This window comes from Eubacterium sp. SB2 (assembly GCF_001244405.1).
Lineage (GTDB): Bacteria > Bacillota > Clostridia > Lachnospirales > Lachnospiraceae > Faecalicatena > Faecalicatena contortus_B.
The window spans coordinates 344403-361962 of record NZ_LN865151.1; the positions used below are offsets into that span (position 1 = coordinate 344403).

The 17560-nt window shown below is 42.0% G+C and carries 13 protein-coding genes; 9 read left to right on the plus strand and 4 right to left on the minus strand.

Annotation, left to right across the window (positions count from 1 at the left end):
- Positions 1-2: 2 nt before the first annotated feature.
- The 6 genes from BN1938_RS06390 to BN1938_RS06415 all read left to right on the plus strand — a co-directional run bounded on the left by BN1938_RS06390 (position 3) and on the right by BN1938_RS06415 (position 7619).
- Positions 3-518: a VOC family protein gene (locus tag BN1938_RS06390; RefSeq protein WP_050639801.1), complete on the plus strand. Its 516-nt coding sequence runs from the start codon at positions 3-5 to the stop codon at positions 516-518.
- The gene (locus BN1938_RS06395; RefSeq protein WP_050639802.1) at positions 518-1555 is read left to right on the plus strand and encodes a zinc-dependent alcohol dehydrogenase; all 1038 of its coding nucleotides are present in this window, start codon (positions 518-520) and stop codon (positions 1553-1555) included. Before BN1938_RS06390 ends, BN1938_RS06395 begins: the two co-directional genes overlap by 1 nt.
- A 297-nt stretch (positions 1556-1852) precedes the next feature.
- The gene (locus tag BN1938_RS06400) at positions 1853-2296 is read left to right on the plus strand and encodes a VOC family protein (RefSeq protein WP_050639803.1); all 444 of its coding nucleotides are present in this window, start codon (positions 1853-1855) and stop codon (positions 2294-2296) included.
- A gap of 12 nt (positions 2297-2308) precedes the next feature.
- A complete protein-coding gene (locus BN1938_RS06405) occupies positions 2309-3733 on the plus strand; it encodes an MFS transporter (protein WP_050639804.1) in 1425 nt (474 codons plus the stop codon).
- A gap of 148 nt (positions 3734-3881) precedes the next feature.
- Positions 3882-6512, plus strand: coding sequence for a glycosyl hydrolase family 2 protein (locus BN1938_RS06410; protein WP_050639805.1), 2631 nt, complete (start codon positions 3882-3884; stop codon positions 6510-6512).
- Between the two features lie 21 nt (positions 6513-6533).
- Positions 6534-7619: an AraC family transcriptional regulator gene (locus BN1938_RS06415; protein ID WP_050639806.1), complete on the plus strand. Its 1086-nt coding sequence runs from the start codon at positions 6534-6536 to the stop codon at positions 7617-7619.
- 153 nt (positions 7620-7772) lie between these two features.
- Here BN1938_RS06415 and BN1938_RS06420 read toward each other — a convergent pair whose 3' ends face one another.
- From BN1938_RS06420 to BN1938_RS06435, 4 genes are all read right to left on the minus strand, one after another.
- Positions 7773-8732, minus strand: coding sequence for a glycyl-radical enzyme activating protein (locus BN1938_RS06420; protein ID WP_050639807.1), 960 nt, complete (start codon positions 8730-8732; stop codon positions 7773-7775).
- A 44-nt stretch (positions 8733-8776) separates the two neighbouring features.
- The gene (locus BN1938_RS06425) at positions 8777-10450 is read right to left on the minus strand and encodes a PucR family transcriptional regulator (RefSeq protein WP_050639808.1); all 1674 of its coding nucleotides are present in this window, start codon (positions 10448-10450) and stop codon (positions 8777-8779) included.
- A gap of 388 nt (positions 10451-10838) precedes the next feature.
- Complete coding sequence (locus BN1938_RS06430; protein WP_148487139.1) at positions 10839-11087, minus strand: hypothetical protein; 249 nt, start codon at positions 11085-11087, stop codon at positions 10839-10841.
- A 10-nt stretch (positions 11088-11097) separates the two neighbouring features.
- Complete coding sequence (locus BN1938_RS06435) at positions 11098-13743, minus strand: pyruvate formate lyase family protein (protein WP_050639810.1); 2646 nt, start codon at positions 13741-13743, stop codon at positions 11098-11100.
- A gap of 304 nt (positions 13744-14047) precedes the next feature.
- Here BN1938_RS06435 and BN1938_RS06440 point away from each other — a divergent pair, with 304 nt between their 5' ends.
- From BN1938_RS06440 to BN1938_RS06450, 3 genes are all read left to right on the plus strand, one after another.
- Entirely contained in the window at positions 14048-15070 is a 1023-nt protein-coding gene (locus tag BN1938_RS06440; RefSeq protein ID WP_242843815.1) for a biotin synthase BioB, read from the plus strand.
- Between the two features lie 48 nt (positions 15071-15118).
- Positions 15119-16483 carry a uroporphyrinogen decarboxylase family protein gene (locus BN1938_RS06445; RefSeq protein ID WP_050639812.1) on the plus strand — a complete coding sequence of 455 codons (1365 nt, stop codon included), beginning with the start codon at positions 15119-15121 and terminating at the stop codon, positions 16481-16483.
- Positions 16484-16548: 65 nt separating this feature from the next.
- Positions 16549-17469 carry a CobW family GTP-binding protein gene (locus BN1938_RS06450; protein ID WP_050639813.1) on the plus strand — a complete coding sequence of 307 codons (921 nt, stop codon included), beginning with the start codon at positions 16549-16551 and terminating at the stop codon, positions 17467-17469.
- The last annotated feature ends 91 nt before the right edge of the window (positions 17470-17560 follow it).

Consider the following 17560-nt stretch of genomic DNA (forward strand, 5'->3'; position numbering starts at 1 on the left):
ATATGAAACCGGAATTTAAACGTTTGATGCAGATTGGAATTATAGTAAGAGATATAGACGAGGCAGTGAAAAAGTATGAGGCTATGGGAATGGGACCATGGGATATCACGGTTATGAGAAATGATCAGCCGCCATTTGAAGATTTAACATTTAATGGGGAAGCAATTTCAGAAAAAGGGCCGGTTATGAAAACAGCAATGATGACATGTTATGGATTTGAATTTGAATTAATTGAACCTATAGCAGATACAGTATACAAAAGATGGTTGGATGAGCATGGACCAGGAATCCATCATGTTGCTTTTGATACAGAAAAAGAATACGAGACATTATTGGAAGATACGAAAAAAGAAACAGGAAAGGAACCTTGGGTAAGAGGTCAGGGAATTCATGGACTTATGGATTTCTCATATCTCGATTTGAGAGATGAGCTGGGATTAATCGTTGAATGCTACAGTACACTCCAACCAGGAAAGCCAGCGCTTCCATACGATATGAAAGGAGAAGTTACAGAATAATGAAAGCATTAATATATTATGGACCAAAGAATATTAAATTAGAAGAAATTGAAAAACCAGCAGCTGCGAGTACGGATGTAATCGTTAAAGTGAAACGTGCCGGCATCTGTGGCTCAGACCTTACAGCATATCTTTTAGATGGAATGAAAGTTGGAATTCCAATGAAAGGGCAGTTTGGACATGATGGACAGTTTGGGCATGAGATGGCAGGAGTAGTGGAAACTGTTGGAGCAGATGTAAAAGATGTAAATGTTGGTGATCGTGTATTTATCAATCCAACTGTCTGCAAACGTAATGGAATGATGGGGTGTGATGTTGCGGGGGCATTTTCGGAGTATGTTCTTGTTGAAGATGCAGCTTATGGCAAAAATCTTCTTCAATTATCTGATGACGTAACATTTGATGAAGCGGTAGTCATTGAGCCGTTAGCTGTTGGTACGCATGGTAAGAATTGTATTAATGTAAAACCGCACGAAAAGGTTGTGATTTTTGGGGCTGGGACAATTGGTCTTTGCACACTGAATGCAGTGCTTGCTGTCGGCTGTAAAGAACCGGTTGTAGTAGAGATGAATGAGCAGCGTTTGGATTTGGCAAAGAAGATGGGAGGGACTCCTTTTTCACCGAAAAATGGTGATCTAAAAGGGTTTCTGGAAGGACATTTTGGATATGTGTCTAATCCATTTGGAATGAAAAAAGCAGATGTGGATGCCTTTATCGATTGTGCCGGAGCAACTCCAATAGTGGGACAGGTTATTGAAGCTGCGAAAGAACATGCAAGGTTATCCATTGTGGCTGTTTACAAAAAATCCATTGATTTCAATATTGCGGATATGATGTCAGGGCAGATGACCATTCAAGGATCTTGCGGATATGAAGAATCGGATGTTATTGAAGCGTTCCAGAATATCAACGGAAAGCGTACATGTACACCTGAAATCGTAACACATCATTTTTCAATAGATGAAGCGGTGGAAGCATTTGAGTTTGCAGCAAATCCAAAATCAGGAGCTGTCAAGGTCGTTATTGATTACGAATAATATACAATTTTTTTATGAAAACAATGCAGGCACTTGATATTATACAAAGAATAAACTTATTTTTGTACAATTAGGAATCAGGAAATATCCAATTATTTCAGATGCTTCTTCTATATACTTTTCTTATGCAATGAAAAACTTATATACCCAAAGGGCACCCCGTAACACATGCCCTGCGGGCGGATCTGCAGCTAAGCTGCGGAATAAGGTATACCCAAAGGGCACCCCGTAACACATGCCCTGCGGGCGGGTCCGCAGCTAAGCTGCGGAATAAGGTCTAGAAGGAGGGAACATTGGGTGGAGGCAAAGTTCGGAAAAGTGATTCATCTTGGCATTGTGGTGGAAGATGTATATAAGGCTGTGGAAATCTATGAAGAAGAATTCGGGATTACACCATGGGAAGTCAGTGATCATGCTGATTTCTTCGCAGATAAGATTGTGAATGGAACAGTGGGAGTTGATTTTGCCAGTGCAATTTATAAAGGGAATGGATATGAATTGGAATTAATCGCTCCAAACGGACCGAGTGTGTATCATGATTGGCTGAAGGAACATGGACCAAGTCTGCATCATGTAAAGTTAGAAACAAAAGAGAACTATGATGATGTGATGGCTATGGCAAAAAGAATTTCAGGAAGAGATCCATACTTAGAGATGAAATGGCAAGACGGGAAACCAATTGTAGGGTATGCAGATATGTTGAAGGAGACAGGTTTGCTACTTGAAATTTCAAAAGAATAAGAGGAGGAAGAAATGAGCAGTATAGCAAAAAATGAAAAAACCAGTCCAAAGCTGGCCTTTGGATATGGAATGGGTGAAGTTGCCAACCAGATCAGTTGGTATATGATTAATACATATTTGACAATTTTCTACACAGATGCAGTAGGTCTTTCAGCATCAGCAATTTCTCTGATCATGTTAATAGCCAGAGTGTGGGATGCAGTGAATGACCCAATCATGGGTAATATTGCAGATAAGACAAATACAAGATGGGGAAGATTCAGACCTTACTTAATGTTTGCCCCGCCATTTTTAGCGATCTTTAACATTTTAACATTTACAGTATTCCCTGTGACAGGTACTTTGAAGATCGTTCTTTGTCTGGTAACTTATATCGGAACCGGTATGGTTTACACAGTAATTGTTACAGCACATGCAGCACTTGTAAACGTAATCGCGATTGACTCACAGGTACGTATGAATCTTTCTACAGCTCGTGGAATTGGCTCCTCTATTATCAGTATCGTTCTTTCCGCAGTTGTAATGCCAATGATTCTTTTCTTCGGAAAAAGTGATTCAGCAAATGCAAAAGGGTACCTCGGAGCAGCGATTGTATTATCTATTGTAATGATTCCTTGTTTCCTTATTGAAGCATTCATCTGTAAAGAAAAATATACAAAAGTACTTCATTCGGAAGCGGCAGAGGGAGCCCAGCCTAAGAGAGGCTTTATTGGTAACTTAAAAGAACTGTGCAAAAATGATCAGCTTCTTAGTATTGTAATTATGACATTCCTTGGAGCAATTTGTGTAACTGCTCGTATGAGTTTGATGGCTTACTATGTAATCTATGTAGTTGGATCATATACTGCAGTATCACTTGTATTTACTGTAATGACGATTGCACAGCTTGTAGGTACCGCATTAATTCCATTTATGACCAAAAAAATTGGTAAAAGAAACTATATGTATGTTCTTACCTTTATTATGGTTGGTTCATTCGTCGGCATTTACTTCTTTGCAGGCAATAACATTCCGGTATTATTAGTGTTCAGTTTCTTCAGCGGATTATGTAATTCATCCGGAGCATTAAGCTATGGTTTTGTATCTGACAGTATTGAATATGGAGCATGGAAAGTTGGAACTCGTCAAGAAGGTCTTGCAACGTCATTCCTTTCGCTTGCAGTAAAAGCGTCTACTGCTGTTTGCGGCGTTCTTGGAGTCCAGATGCTTGCAGCAGTCGGATATGTAGCAAATGCAGAACAGACTGCAAGTACGATTAGCGGTATTAATTTTGTAGTTAATATGATTCCGGCAATCTGTGGAATTATTTCATTGATTCCATTGTTCTTCTACAAACTGACAGAAGATCGTGTATCTGCAATTCGTGAAGATTTGGATCATGGTAAGACAGCGGCAACTTCAGACCTTTCATTTGCAAAAGGATGGAAAAATAAATAAGCAAAATCCTAAAAAGAGTATACCCAAGGGCACACCGTAACACATGCCCTGCGGGCGGATTCGCAGTAAACTGCGAAATAAGGTATAGTAAAATGCGAAGCGGACCTTTTTTACAGGGGTCCGCTTTATGAGAAAAAGGAGATTTAAAATGAAGAACAATTACATCTTCCCATTTTTGTGGATGCGTAATCAGAATGAGGACGTGCTTCGAACAGAGATTAAAAAAATATATGAGTGCGGAATTCGTGCAATTTGCTTAGAATCAAGACCGCATCCAGATTTTATTGGAGATGGATGGTGGAAAGATTTTGATATTGTGATGGAAGAAGCTAAGAAATATAGTATGAAAATATGGATTTTAGACGATGCACATTTCCCGACAGGACAGGCCAATGGAATGATTCCGGAAAAATATCCGGAACTTGCACGTAAATATATTATGATGCAGCACACAGACTGCGTGGGACCGGTAAAGAATGCTGCATTAGATGTAAAGCTGATGATGACAAAGCGGTTTACCTGGTTAGATTTCGGAAAAAAAATTGAAAAGCCTTTGATTGACAAACAGGAACTGCTTAGTGTGGCTGCAGTGAAAATTATAGAAGGTGATACACTTGAAAATGAAGTGATTGATTTGACTCCTTATGTGGAAAAAGGCACATTGAAATGGGATGTTCCGCCAGGTGTATGGCGTATCTGCATTTCATTTACCACTTATGATTTTGGTGCGCGTAATGAATACATTAACTATGTAGATGAAAAATCGGTACATACATTGATTGAAGCAATTTATGAGCCCCATTTTGAACATTACAAAGATGAATTCGGTAAGACAATTGCGGGATTTTTCTCGGATGAACCAGGTTTTTATAATGTAGAAGGATTTGACATGGATGATTCGATTGGAAGAAAAAAAATGGCACTTCCCTGGTCAGATGAGATGCAGGAAGTTATGGATTGCTCTGAGTATAAAGATTGGAAAACATCACTTGTTTATTTATGGATGAATGCAGAGAATGAAAATAAATCTGCTTATGTAAGAAAAATTTATATGGATCTTGTAAGTAAGATGTATGCAAAGAATTTTTCACAGCAGCTTGGAAAATGGTGTGAAGATCATGGCGTTGAATATATTGGACATGTTATTGAAGATAACGGCGAACATAACAGATTAGGATGTGGCGCAGGACATTATTTTCGGGCAATGTCAGGTCAGCATATGGCTGGTATTGATACAATCGGCGGACAGATTATTCCTGGAAATTCATATGCTTCACGCCATGGTATAGCTTATATTGGAAATGGAATCTTTCATCATTTTGGATTAGCAAAACTCGGAGCGTCTGATGCACAAACAGATCCAAAGAAAAAGGGGCGTCTCATGTGTGAAGCTTTTGGTGCGTATGGATGGAATTTTGGGGTAAAGAGCATGAAATGGGTTGCGGATTTCTTGTTAGCTCAGGGAGTGAATCATTTTGTGCCGCACGCATTTTCAATGGCAGATTATCCAGATATGGATTGTCCGCCACATTTCTATGCAAGAGGAAACAATCCTGAATTCCCATTCTTTGCAGAGTTGATGAAATATACAAACCGTATGTGTGATCTTTTAAATGGAGGAAAGAATGTTCCGCAGGCTGCACTTTTGTATCCGGCAGAAAATGACTGGATGAACGATTGCATGCAGATGGAAGTCCCAGGAAGAGTTTTGCAGGAAAATCAGGTAGAATACGAAGTTCTTTCAGAAGATATCTTTGTGAAACGTGATTATTATGGAACAAAGATTCGAGATAGAAAATTAATTGTAAATGAAAGAACAATGTATGCACTTATTCTACCGGAGACAAAGATGATTGATGAAGTGCAGGCGAAAATTGTGATAGAAGGGATAGAAAGCGGACTTCCAGTGTTCTTTATCAATGCAATGCCTGAAAGAGTGGCTGGTGTGAATTCTAAGATACAGGAAATGTATTTACAGAAAATGTCCGGATGTAAGGTGGCTGCGCTTGAAGATATTGCAGACGAAGTGAAAATGGTTAGTGCGGCAGGGGTTACATTTGAACCGAAATGTAAATCACTTCTGACATACCATTATGAAAAAGATGGAAAACAAATTTATTTACTATTTAACACTTCTTTATCAGAACAGATAAGTACAAAAGCAGTATTTGCAGAAAAAGAAGAGGCTGTTTCTTATGATGCGATGAGAGATGTATTTTGTAAGATTTCACAGGATGCTAATAATGGTAAAGTCGCAATTAATGTTGAATTGGCACCATATGAGAGTCTTATTGTTTGCTTTGGATATGATAAAGTTGATCTGGAAGAAGAGCGGGAAAAATTTACTGGTAATCAGATGGACATTTCTGCAAATTGGAAATTCTCAAAAGTAAAAGCAATAGAGTATCCAAACTTCGGTGAAACAGAGATGATGGGAGAACTGATTCCTGTATCTGAAATTGCACCAGAGTTTTCTGGAATTATGAAGTATGAAAAAGAAATCGTGCTTCCAAGGGCAAGTTGTGTTATAGTAAAGCCAGAATTTGTATATGAGGCAGCCGAAGTGTTTATAAATGGACAGAGTGCAGGCAAGAAAATGACGCCCCCATATGCATGGGATATATCAGATTGGTGCATAGAAGGAAACAATAAACTTGAGGTGGAAGTTGTAAATACACCTGCGAGAGATACACTAAAATTCCCGGGTCCATTTGGTCCGGAGCGAGAGATTATGGAACCATCGGGAATGTTTGGCAGAGTAGTTGTAGAATACAAATAGTTTTTTGATGAGGATGATGGAATGGATAAATTATTTGAACTAAGTAATTTGGAAAAAATTTTTAAAGCGGAGTATGAAAATGGTGGTCAGATGTATCTGAATAAACCCATGACAAATCGTATGTATAAGGAAATTATTTCAAAGAAAAGAAAGTTCAAAGAGTATTATTCTGAAATTGAGATACATCATGAGGGGATTTTAAACGATACAATGGGAAATACGATTAAAGATGTGAATATAGATGGTGAGTATATTGAACTCTCGCTTCATGGCAGATATAGTTTTCCATTGCTGCATAATCATGAATATATTGAATTGATTTATGTGTATAGTGGGAATTGTACGCATTTTGTAGAAGACCAATCATTTGAGATGAAAGAAGGAGATGTGTGCATTTTGGCTCCGAATGCCATGCATGCAATCTCTGCGGTTGATGATGAAGCTGTTATTATTAATATCATGATGAGTAAAAAGATGTTTAACACATCTTTCCTGAATATTCTAAAAGGAGAACAATTGCTTTCAGACTTTTTTGAAAATGTATTGTATAATCGGCGGGTAACACCCTATATCATATTTCCGACAGCAAATGATCCATGGCTGCATCAGACGGTGATGACAATGTATCGTGAGAGCATTCATAAAGATTACTTGTTCAATGAAATTGAGATACTATATGTAAAACAACTATTCATTCATTTGATTCGTCGTTATGAATTGATGGCAATTGTTTCAAATCCTATAAACTCTTCACCTGAGAATAATATCGTTTCGGTTGTAGGATACATTTCAGTTAATTATAATCACATTACACTACACAAAACAGCGGAATTTTTTGGATACAATGAAACGTATCTTGGACAGATGCTTAAGAAATACACAGGGAAAAAATTTACAACATTGTTGAACGAAGTTAAATTATCTCATGCAAAGAATCTCTTAGAAACAAGTACGATGAGTATTACAGAGATTGGATGTGAAGTTGGATTTTATGATTCAAGTCATTTTACAAGAAAATTCAAGGAGGTTTTTGGAATCACTCCAAAATCATATCGGACAAATCTAGAAAAAATAGAGCAGAATACTCGTACAGCATTGCACTCATAAATCAGCAATAAGCAATTAGCACCTGCTTTCTACGCCATAGCTGTAACTGCTTTCGCTAGACGCAGGAACCACTACGCCGTCGCGAAAGCAGGCACAACTCTGATGCAGATATCAGGCACTTATTACGGAAGGATGAATGCACTGCTGTACAGCTCAGAAGGGTGTATCACTGCCGACATAACAGGTTAATCCTGCCGTCTGGAACTGTGCTTGAATACGATGCAGAATATCTTCAGAGCAGCCAGTCATATCGCGGCAGTCATATATACGGCCAAGCTGCTCATATTTAGAGGCTCCCAATCGATGGAATGGTAAAATATTAACCTCTTTCGTTCCGATCTCTTTTATGTAAACAATGGTTTTTACAATATTATCTTCATCAGAATTATAACCATCAATGATAGGAATTCGCACGATATGGCGAAGTTTCCCCTTGTGGCCAAGCTCAGCAATTTTTGCTATATTTTCAAGAATCAACTCGTTGCCAACCCCTGTAGCATCCTTGTGCTTTTCGGTATCCATATGTTTGATGTCGGTAAATGCCCAGTCTACATTTTCATAAATCTGCTCAAGATGGGGCCACGGTGCAAAGCTGCAGGATTCCGTTGCGGTATTGATATAACGCTCATGGCAGCGGCGCAAAAGCTCAGCAGCAAACTTATACTGCACGGCAACCTCACCGCCTCCTAAAGTCACACCGCCTCCCGGTCCCCAAAAACGGCTTTCCCTTTCTATTCTGTGCATAATCTCTTCAATCGTGTATACTTTACCGGCCGTTTTTAGGGCTTCATGATAACAATTTTCAGAACATTCAATTGTCTCGCAGCTGTCACATTTATTACGGTCAAATGAGACATGATCCCCCTTTTGTTTTGGCAGGGAAATCGCATGATGCGGGCAGATATTCCTGCCTACACAACCGTAGCAGTCAACGCAGTTACTAACACGATACATGAGCTGAGGCTGCAGCTGCTGACTCTCAGGATTACAGCACCAGTAGCATTTTAACGGACAGCCCTTAAAAAATATTAATGTCCGGCCGCCAGGACCATCATGTACCGAGAAACCCTGGATATCAAAAATGACAGCCTCGTTATTTGAATTGAGTTTCATTTTCTAAACGATTCCTTCCCGAACGGAGACCATGCAGATCAATATCACTTTAGATAACGATCAATGCTTAAGGCTAACCAAATGCTGCATCGACCGTCCTGGGTGGAAAGATCTACTGACAACCGTTCTTGTATTTGTTTAATGCGGTATTTTACTGTGTTAACGTGCAGAAAGAGTGCACGACTAGTTTCTACATAGCTACAATTTTTATCCAGGTATGTACTAAGTGTACTAACCAACTCATCCGCATCTTTGTCATTATATAATTTGCCAAGCACCGTTTGGCTATAACGCAGTGCGGCCTCATCTTTACGCAGGATAGAATTCAGCAGAGCATAATGCCCAAGTTCATCGTAACACATCACATTTTCCTTCAGACCAAACCTGCGGATACAACGCACAACATCAAGAGCTTCCAAACAGCTTTCACGGTAAGAGGGAATTCCCTTGCCTATGCATCCGATCCCCATTACAACGTCCATTTTCATTCTTCCGCCAGTTAAGGATTCCCAAATTGACATACCAATTCTTTTCATGTCCCGAATGCCCTTAGATCCGGTATCAACAAATACTACAAGGAATCCGTAATAACCACCCAGAATAACCTTGAAATTTTTCTGCGCTATGAAACTCTGTATGCTGTGAACTGCATACTCTGTGAAATAGTGGTATTTAGACCAATTTTTACTATTAAACTGCTCTTTCTGCGCTTTGCTGATCGGACTGATGACGATTGCTGACATATTCTTCTGTTCATCGAAGCCCATCATTTGGGCAAAATAGCTGACAACTTCTTTTTGATAATTTTCCGCTAAAAGAGCCTGTAAAAAAACTTCTCCGGTATGCCATGCAGTACTGTCAATATAGCTTTGATGATGATAAATTGTCAAAGCCAGAATATCAAGGCACCGCTCGACAAGCTGACGGTTTTCGGATGTTATTGACCCCTCATATTCACAAATACTGAAATAGCCAATGACATTTTCTTTGAATATTATTGGCCATGTTTCCTGCCAAATCGTTCTATTATCCATGACCACTTGCGTGCGGATGGATGACTCGCCAACAATATGATCTACTATCACTTGCAGATTTTCTTCCCGGCGGCGGGCAAGCAAGGCTTCGGCAGCTCCGGCGGATTGATTGTCGCAACACGTCACATAACGCCACTCATGATCCTCGATTAAAACCGGATTGTTCAAATACCCTGCAAATATTCGTGATATATCGACGATGGATGCCCCATTAACCACGGCATCATGTAGATTAGAAAGAGCCGTTAAACTGCGATTCTTCCCTTGTTCTTCCGCCTCCATAACAACTCTTAAAACGCATTGCGTTACATCATTCTGCGTATCTCCCGGCGGCAGTTCGATGATGGGGAAATCATTTTCATTGCCTAACTGCAGCAGAGGTTCCGGAATTTCTTTTAAATACCGCTTTGTTTTAATAGCAAGGCAGCTGGCGCCGTGATCTATTAAATTTTGCGTCCATTCGCACAAGGCCTCAACGGATAATTGATTCTCACTGTGTTCATCCATAAAGGAGGCCACGCTATGTACAAAATCTCCGCCCTTTAAATAAAAGGCGATATCGAGAATTTCTGCCACTGTCACCGCCTTCACTTCGCGATCTAAGCCTGCCTCTCCGGCTAATACAATGGCTCCCTGCAACTCTGGTTCTTCTAAAACTAATTTTACAGTTACTTTTGGTGGCATAATACTTCCTCTTTCTGATATATTTAGGTACTCAAAACGAACCAATCATCCAGAAAACAGTCTCATTAACTGCCTGTTGATTATTGTTGTTTCAACGTACCGATATACATGATATATATAAGATATTATATCATTATTTAAAGAAAACGGAAGTAAGAAAAAATAAATGCCTTTGTGAACTTGATTTTGTTCCTCTTTGGAAATGTACCCCATGAAAATCGTCTTTGGCGAGGGAGGCCTGCTATTGCATATCTGATGTTTCCGTACGGACTGTGCAGGGAATGCACAGTCCTGTACCGAACAGTTAGAAACTTATACAATTATTCTGCGGCTTTGCTGCAGACCCGCCCGCAGGGCATGTATTACGGGGTGCCCTTTGGGTATACAATTATTCTGCAGGAGTAAAATCCTCGCAGCCGCCGAGATCCGGGTAAACCATATCGCCGTCGCAGGTGCCGAGATTGGGATCCTTCTCAGATACGATATATTTGCTGCAATATTTGCACTTATTAGCACGTAAAAATTTTTCACAAACAGGTGCGTCGATAGAAACTGTTTCCTTGCTGATTATGCATACACCGTTAAACACATCACGGGCAGACAGATTGGCGCAATCCTTACATTTATCACACATCATATTATCCTCCTTAAACTTCTTCATATTCTGTACGGGCAATCAGTTCATCCTGAATAGGCTTGGAAACTTCGCACCAATACTGCGTAAACCCTGCCACACGGACAAGCAGATCACGATAGTTGTTCGGATTGTCCTGCGCATCTTTCAGCATACGGGAATCAACAACATTGAACTGGATATGGAATCCCCCGTTATCCATAAAGGAACGAATCATATCGAGCATCTTCGCGGAACCCATATTGCCTTTGATAGATGCAGGATGAAGCTTCATATTCAGCTGGGTATTCTTGAAATTGGTATGGTCAATAACAGTAGCAGAACTAAGTACAGCGTAAGGTCCATTCTGGTCAGTGCCGGGGTAAGGTGACTGACCGCCGTCTGCCAAAGTAACGCCTGCGAGCCGGCCGTCTGCAGAAGCGATATCAGCCTGGCCAAGCGGTCCGTGGGTACCTACAGACAGCATGGATGCACACCACTTGTTTCCGAATACATCGGTAATCTCTTCCACGGATTTCAGGAAGCAGTCCGCTACCTGAACATAGATATCGTCAACGTAAGCGTCATCATTTCCGAATTTAGGTGCGCGCATACACAAAGCGTGTATTCTTTCCCAGTCAGGATTAGAAACATCCTTAGTCTGTTCCATCATGGAGAAGTTGCCCGTATCCAGCGCACTGATAAATCCAAAGTTATTTAGTAAGACATCCTTAAGCTCATCAAGTGTAAATGCACGGTCGTCAAACACATTCTTCTTTATAGATGCAAGAGAGTTTGCTGTGTTAACCTGCCCCGTAATCCATGTTGTGAAGCAGCGGTTGTAACGAGAACCTGCATGGTCAATATCGGCGCCCTTTTCAATGCAGTCAGCAGACAGTGCAGAGAAAAGTAACGGCTGATCAAGCTCAAACGTTGCGGATACCTTCATATTATAGGTTTCTTCAAAAATCTGGATCACCTTTTTGAAATATGCCTTAAAAGTGTCCATAAGTTCATCAAATGTTTCGTATTTTTTACCGGTTGCCGGAAATACACGGACATTTGTTCTGGGATCTACACCATCAAAAAGTACCAGTTCAAGAACCTTTGGAACATTAATGAAATTGATGCCTGAAGAACTGTATGAACCTGCGCCGATCTTGTTGTCATATACAGCACCGGGCTGAATCTCAAGGCAGCCGCCTATACTCCATGCCCTTGCATCTTCCAGAGTAATCCCTTCACATGCATGGTTCTTCATGCAGTATTCAATGCCGACGCGGTTGCTTACCCATGCAGGCATACCGCAACCGGTCTTGTTGCATTCAATCCCCTTTTGCAGGAAAGTGTTGGACAGCCTGCCGTCATAAATGATCGACAGAGTCGGAGAAACAGTAGGACAGTTAATTGCTGCCTGGATGAATAAGTATTCCAGTTCATTTTCGGCGCTGGAGCCATCGGGCTTAACCCCGCCGAGACAGATGTTGTTGAAGGTGTTGCCTGCAAGGATACCAGTGGTACCTGCACAGGTTGCAATCTCAAGTTCTGTGTATTTAACACGCATACATTCGAGAACCTCAAGAGTTTGCTCTCTGGTGATTTTGCCTTCATCAATGTCCTTTTTCCAGTAGGGATAAAGAACCTGGCCAAGGCGTCCGGGAGAAAATCCAGAGCCCTGCATTTCATTATAAACTTCAAGCTGGCAGGTCCAGTGGAGCTGAAGGGCTTCCATGAAATCACGCGGAGGATTCGATGAAATCCATTCAAGGCGCGCTGCCATGGCTTCGTAAACAGCCTTCTGCTCTGCGTCCTCTTCGATAGAAGCAAGGCGGGTTGCTTCTGCGGAATACTTGCGAACCCAGGTCTGTACGCCTTCGATTGCATAAATTGTAGCCTGCCAATAAGCAACTTTATCTACCGCGGTACCATCGGCCACATTAGCGGCGATCAGCTCTTTACAACGGTCAATCATACCCTGGAAGCCTTTTTCAAATACGATCTGGTAGTTTGTGACACTTCGCCCGTGACGGTTGCCGTACTCCATATCGGCTGCCATAAGGACAGCATTCTTGAAATTGACAAGGGTATCATACTCGGGATGCAGGGTACCCCACTTCCAGCAGGTATCCTCGGCGGACTTGTTCTGCCAGTAACGGCAAATCTCAATCAAAGCCGCATGTTCTTCAACGCGCATACCATAACGGCGTGCCATAGAGAGAACCTCCGGAGTGCTTTCAGAAACGACGCCGCCGCCGGTTGCAAGAATCGTAATTTCCTCAAGAGCCTTATTTGAAGCCTTCTTGCTGTCTTTTTTTGCACGCTCTTCATCGCTCAGAGGAAATTCGTTTGCCGTCCACGGAGTGATACTGGCGCCGCGGACATACTTATTACGGCTCATGACTAATATTTCATCAGGGCGGATCGCTGCCTCAAGATGGGAGAATGCACTCTTCATTGCAAGTCCGCGGCGGACCAGCGGATGCTGTCCCTCTTCTTTTATCCAGGTTCTTGTGTACCAGTAAGGGAACGTTGTGTCAAGAGAAATCTTCGCATCGTAAAATTCCTGCAATAATTTTCTCGCACGGGGACAGGTGGTCTTTTTTACTTCACGGTCCTCTACTTCCTCAGGGGGTGTGCCGCAGGTGAAACATAAGTACTGGTCATTTGTTGTTGCTTCCATAAATACTCTTCCTCCTTTATAAATCTTTTTGCTTATGGTGTGTTTGTGTTAATATTGCACAACATACATTAACTTATCTACGTAAAAGTATACAATATATCAACACGAAACTGTATATCTGTCAGCAACAAAATTAACCGTACTTTTTTGTTACTAAAAGAATTCATTTATATCGTGTGTCCACTCAATAGATAACTTCATACAATAAGTACGTCTGATAGAATATAGAGGAATTTTAAACACCTTAAAAAAATCACAATATAGCTATAGAAATTGCAAGAAATAAAAGAGAAGAAATCTTACTATGAATTCAGAACAGATGGGAGGCATAGTGATGATTTCTTTTTCTATTAATGTTGACGGTCTTGAAGCGATCTTCAGGAAAGTGGATGAGAATCAGGATTTGACAAAGGAGGATGCAGTAAAACTTCTAAGTATAGACAGTCACTCTTCGGAGTTTTATGCATTATTGGCTAAGGCGAATGAACTTTCCAGAAGAGAGTATGGAAGAAAGGGATATGTATTTGCACAGATTGGGCTCAACAGTGCGCCATGTACCGGGAATTGCAAGATCTGTTCCCTTGCCAGGGATAGTTTTGTAGTAGAGGAAAAAACTGAAAAGCCGTTGGAAGACATCCTTGCAGAAGCCTCCAGGGCAGTGGAGGAGAAGGCGGATGCCCTGTTTCTTATGACCACGGCGGATTACGGGGTTGAGAGATTTCTGGAAGTTTCCGTTGAAGTGAAAAAACTGCTGACACCGGAGATGATGTTTATTGCCAATATTGGCGACTTTGGACTGGATACGGCAAAGCGGCTCAAGGAAGTGGGATACACAGGCGTTTACCATATTGTCAGGATGAACGAGGGAGAGGATACGGATCTTCCAAAGGAGCAGAGAATTGCGACTCTGGATGCCATTAAAGCGGCGGGACTGGAGCTGATCTACTGTGTAGAGCCGATCGGACCGGAACATACATACGAACAGATTGCAGATGAAATGCTGCGTGCCAGAGAATACGGCGTTAATGTTATGGCTTGCATGAAACGGGTCGGCGTGCCGGGCACACCCCTTTTTGATAAAGGAGAGATTACAGATCTGGAACTGACCAAGATTGTCGCTGCGGCAAGGCTGGTGACCAGGCCCAAACAGTCTATGAATGTCCATGAGCCGAAGCAGATGGCCCTGCTCGCGGGCGTAAACCAGCTGTATGCGGAGATCGGGATTAATCCAAGGGACTGCAGTGTTGAGACCGGGAGAAACCGGGGCTGTTCCATACCGGAAGTCAGGGCAATGCTTGCACAGGCAGACTATGATACATATAAATAATTTAATAGATTTATTAGAATTATAGTAAAAAGAAAGTGAGGAAACAAAATGAATCAGAAAGAAATTCTTATCAAAACACTGCACCATGAGGAGACAGACCAGGTGGCATGGGTACCATTTGCAGGCGTGCATGCGGGCAGCCTTCTGGGCTATACAGCTACGGAAGTGCTCCAGGACGGAGACAAACTGTTTGAATCTCTGATGGAAGTGAATAAGCTGTATAAACCGGCGGGACAGCCAGTTATCTTTGACCTGCAGGTTGAGGCGGAATGCCTGGGATGTAATCTGGTGTGGGCAGACGACGCTCCGCCGTCTGTAGCCAGCCATCCGATGGAAGGAGAAGAGGAACTGGAAACACCCTGCTACTGCACGATTCCGACAAAAGAATCCGGTCGTATTCCGATGATCATGGACGTCATGAAGCGTATGAAAGAAGCGGTCGGCGACACAACTGCATTATACGGCCTGATCTGCGGACCTTTTACATTGGCAACACATCTGCGCGGCAATGACATTTTCATGGATATGTACGACGATGAGGATGCAGTGATTGAATTCCTGGAATACTGTGATGCGATCGCTATGAAGATGGCCGAATATTATATAGAAGCAGGTATGGATGTGATCGCAGTAGTGGACCCGCTGATTTCCCAGATTTCTTCCGACCATTTTGAGATGTTCATGAGTGCGCCGTTCAAGAAGCTGTTTGACCATATCAGAGAACTGGGCGCACTGTCTTCCTTCTTTGTATGCGGCGATGCGACAAGGAACATCGAGGTAATGTGCCAGACAGGCCCGGATTCCATCTCTATCGATGAGAACGTAGACCTGCTTGCAGCAAAGGCGATCACGGATAAGTACAACGTGGCGCTTGGCGGAAATATCCCGCTGACAACGGTTATGCTGCACGGTACACAGCAGGATAATATGAAGTTCGTGATCGACCTTCTGGACAATATGCCGAACAAGAAAAACTTTATCCTTGCTCCGGGCTGTGATATGCCGTATGCTGTTCCAGTTGAGAACACAATCGGTGTAGTACAGGCAATCCACGAGCCGGACTCTGTAAGAGAAATCCTGAAAAACTATGTGGCTGCAGACGAGGACATTGATGTGGAACTGCCGGATTACGAGCATCTGGAGAAACCGCTGGTGGAAGTATTTACACTGGATTCCGCAACATGTGCGGCATGTACGTATATGATGGGCGCTGCCAATGAAGCAAAGGAGACATTCGGTGACGCAATTGATATGATCGAGTATAAGTTTACGATCAAGGAGAACATTGCACGCTGCAAGAAAATGGGAGTTCCGAACCTTCCGTCTATGTATATCAACGGCGAATTAAAATTCCGTTCTCTTGTACCTGCAAAGGAAGAATTGGAGGCAGCAATCAAGGCTGTTATGCCCTAAGGGCACACCGTAATTCAGGCCCTAACGGGCGGTTCGCAGTAAACTGCAGAATGAGGTTTGAAATAATGAGTAAACTGTATTTAATTACCGGCTTCTTAGGAGCCGGTAAAACTACTTTTTTAAAAAATTTTATAAACGAATTGTCAGACTACCGGCTGCATTTGATTATCAATGAATTCGGAAAGGAAGGCGTGGACGGGGAGCTTTTGAGAGAACTGGGAACGGCGATGGATGAGATCAACAACGGTTCCATATTCTGTTCATGCAGGCTGGATAAATTCGAGGAAGTGCTTGAAAAAGCCCTTTCGGAAAAACCGGACATGATCATTGTGGAGGCTTCCGGTCTCTCCAATCCTATGAATGTGAGAAAAATTCTGCATCAGGAAGGTAAATTCTCAGAAGTGGAATACATGGGAAGCATCTGCCTGGTTGATGCCAGACAGTTTCTGAAGGTTTATGAGACGGCAGTCGTGGTAAAGAAGCAGCTGGCAGTCAGTGATCTTGTGCTGATCAATAAAACGGATCTGGCGTCCAAAGAACAGATTGAGGAAATAAAGGGCATTATCAGAAAACACCGCCCGGAGGTCCCTGTCCATACGACCACATTCGGCCGGATCGAAAGCGGCTGGCTGAATTCTGCCGCTCCTTGGGATAACCAGACGGAAGAGCCTGTGATACAGAGCGCGGATATTACCCTGAAAAAATACCTGCTCCGTTTGAATCCGGGACTGGAACTGAAAAAACTTCAGAAATTCATTGAAATGTTTCTGGATGATACTTACCGCGTCAAAGGATTTGTTGAAGTGCAGGGGGAGATTTATCTTGTGAACTGCGTGGGCAGTATCTATCAGGCGGAAAGGTTTGAAGGGAAGCCGGAACACGTCAATGATCTGGTGATTCTCTCCGGAAACGGCCTGCCCGTCAAAAAATCTTTAAAGAAAGCCATGGAATGGTATCCTGAGATTGCCGCAGAACTGAAAAAGTAAACAAAAAAAGAGATATTTGTACAAAGAGTTCCAAAAAAAATTACTAAAAACAGAGCAGCAGATATTGTAAAATAATATCTAAAGCAGACAC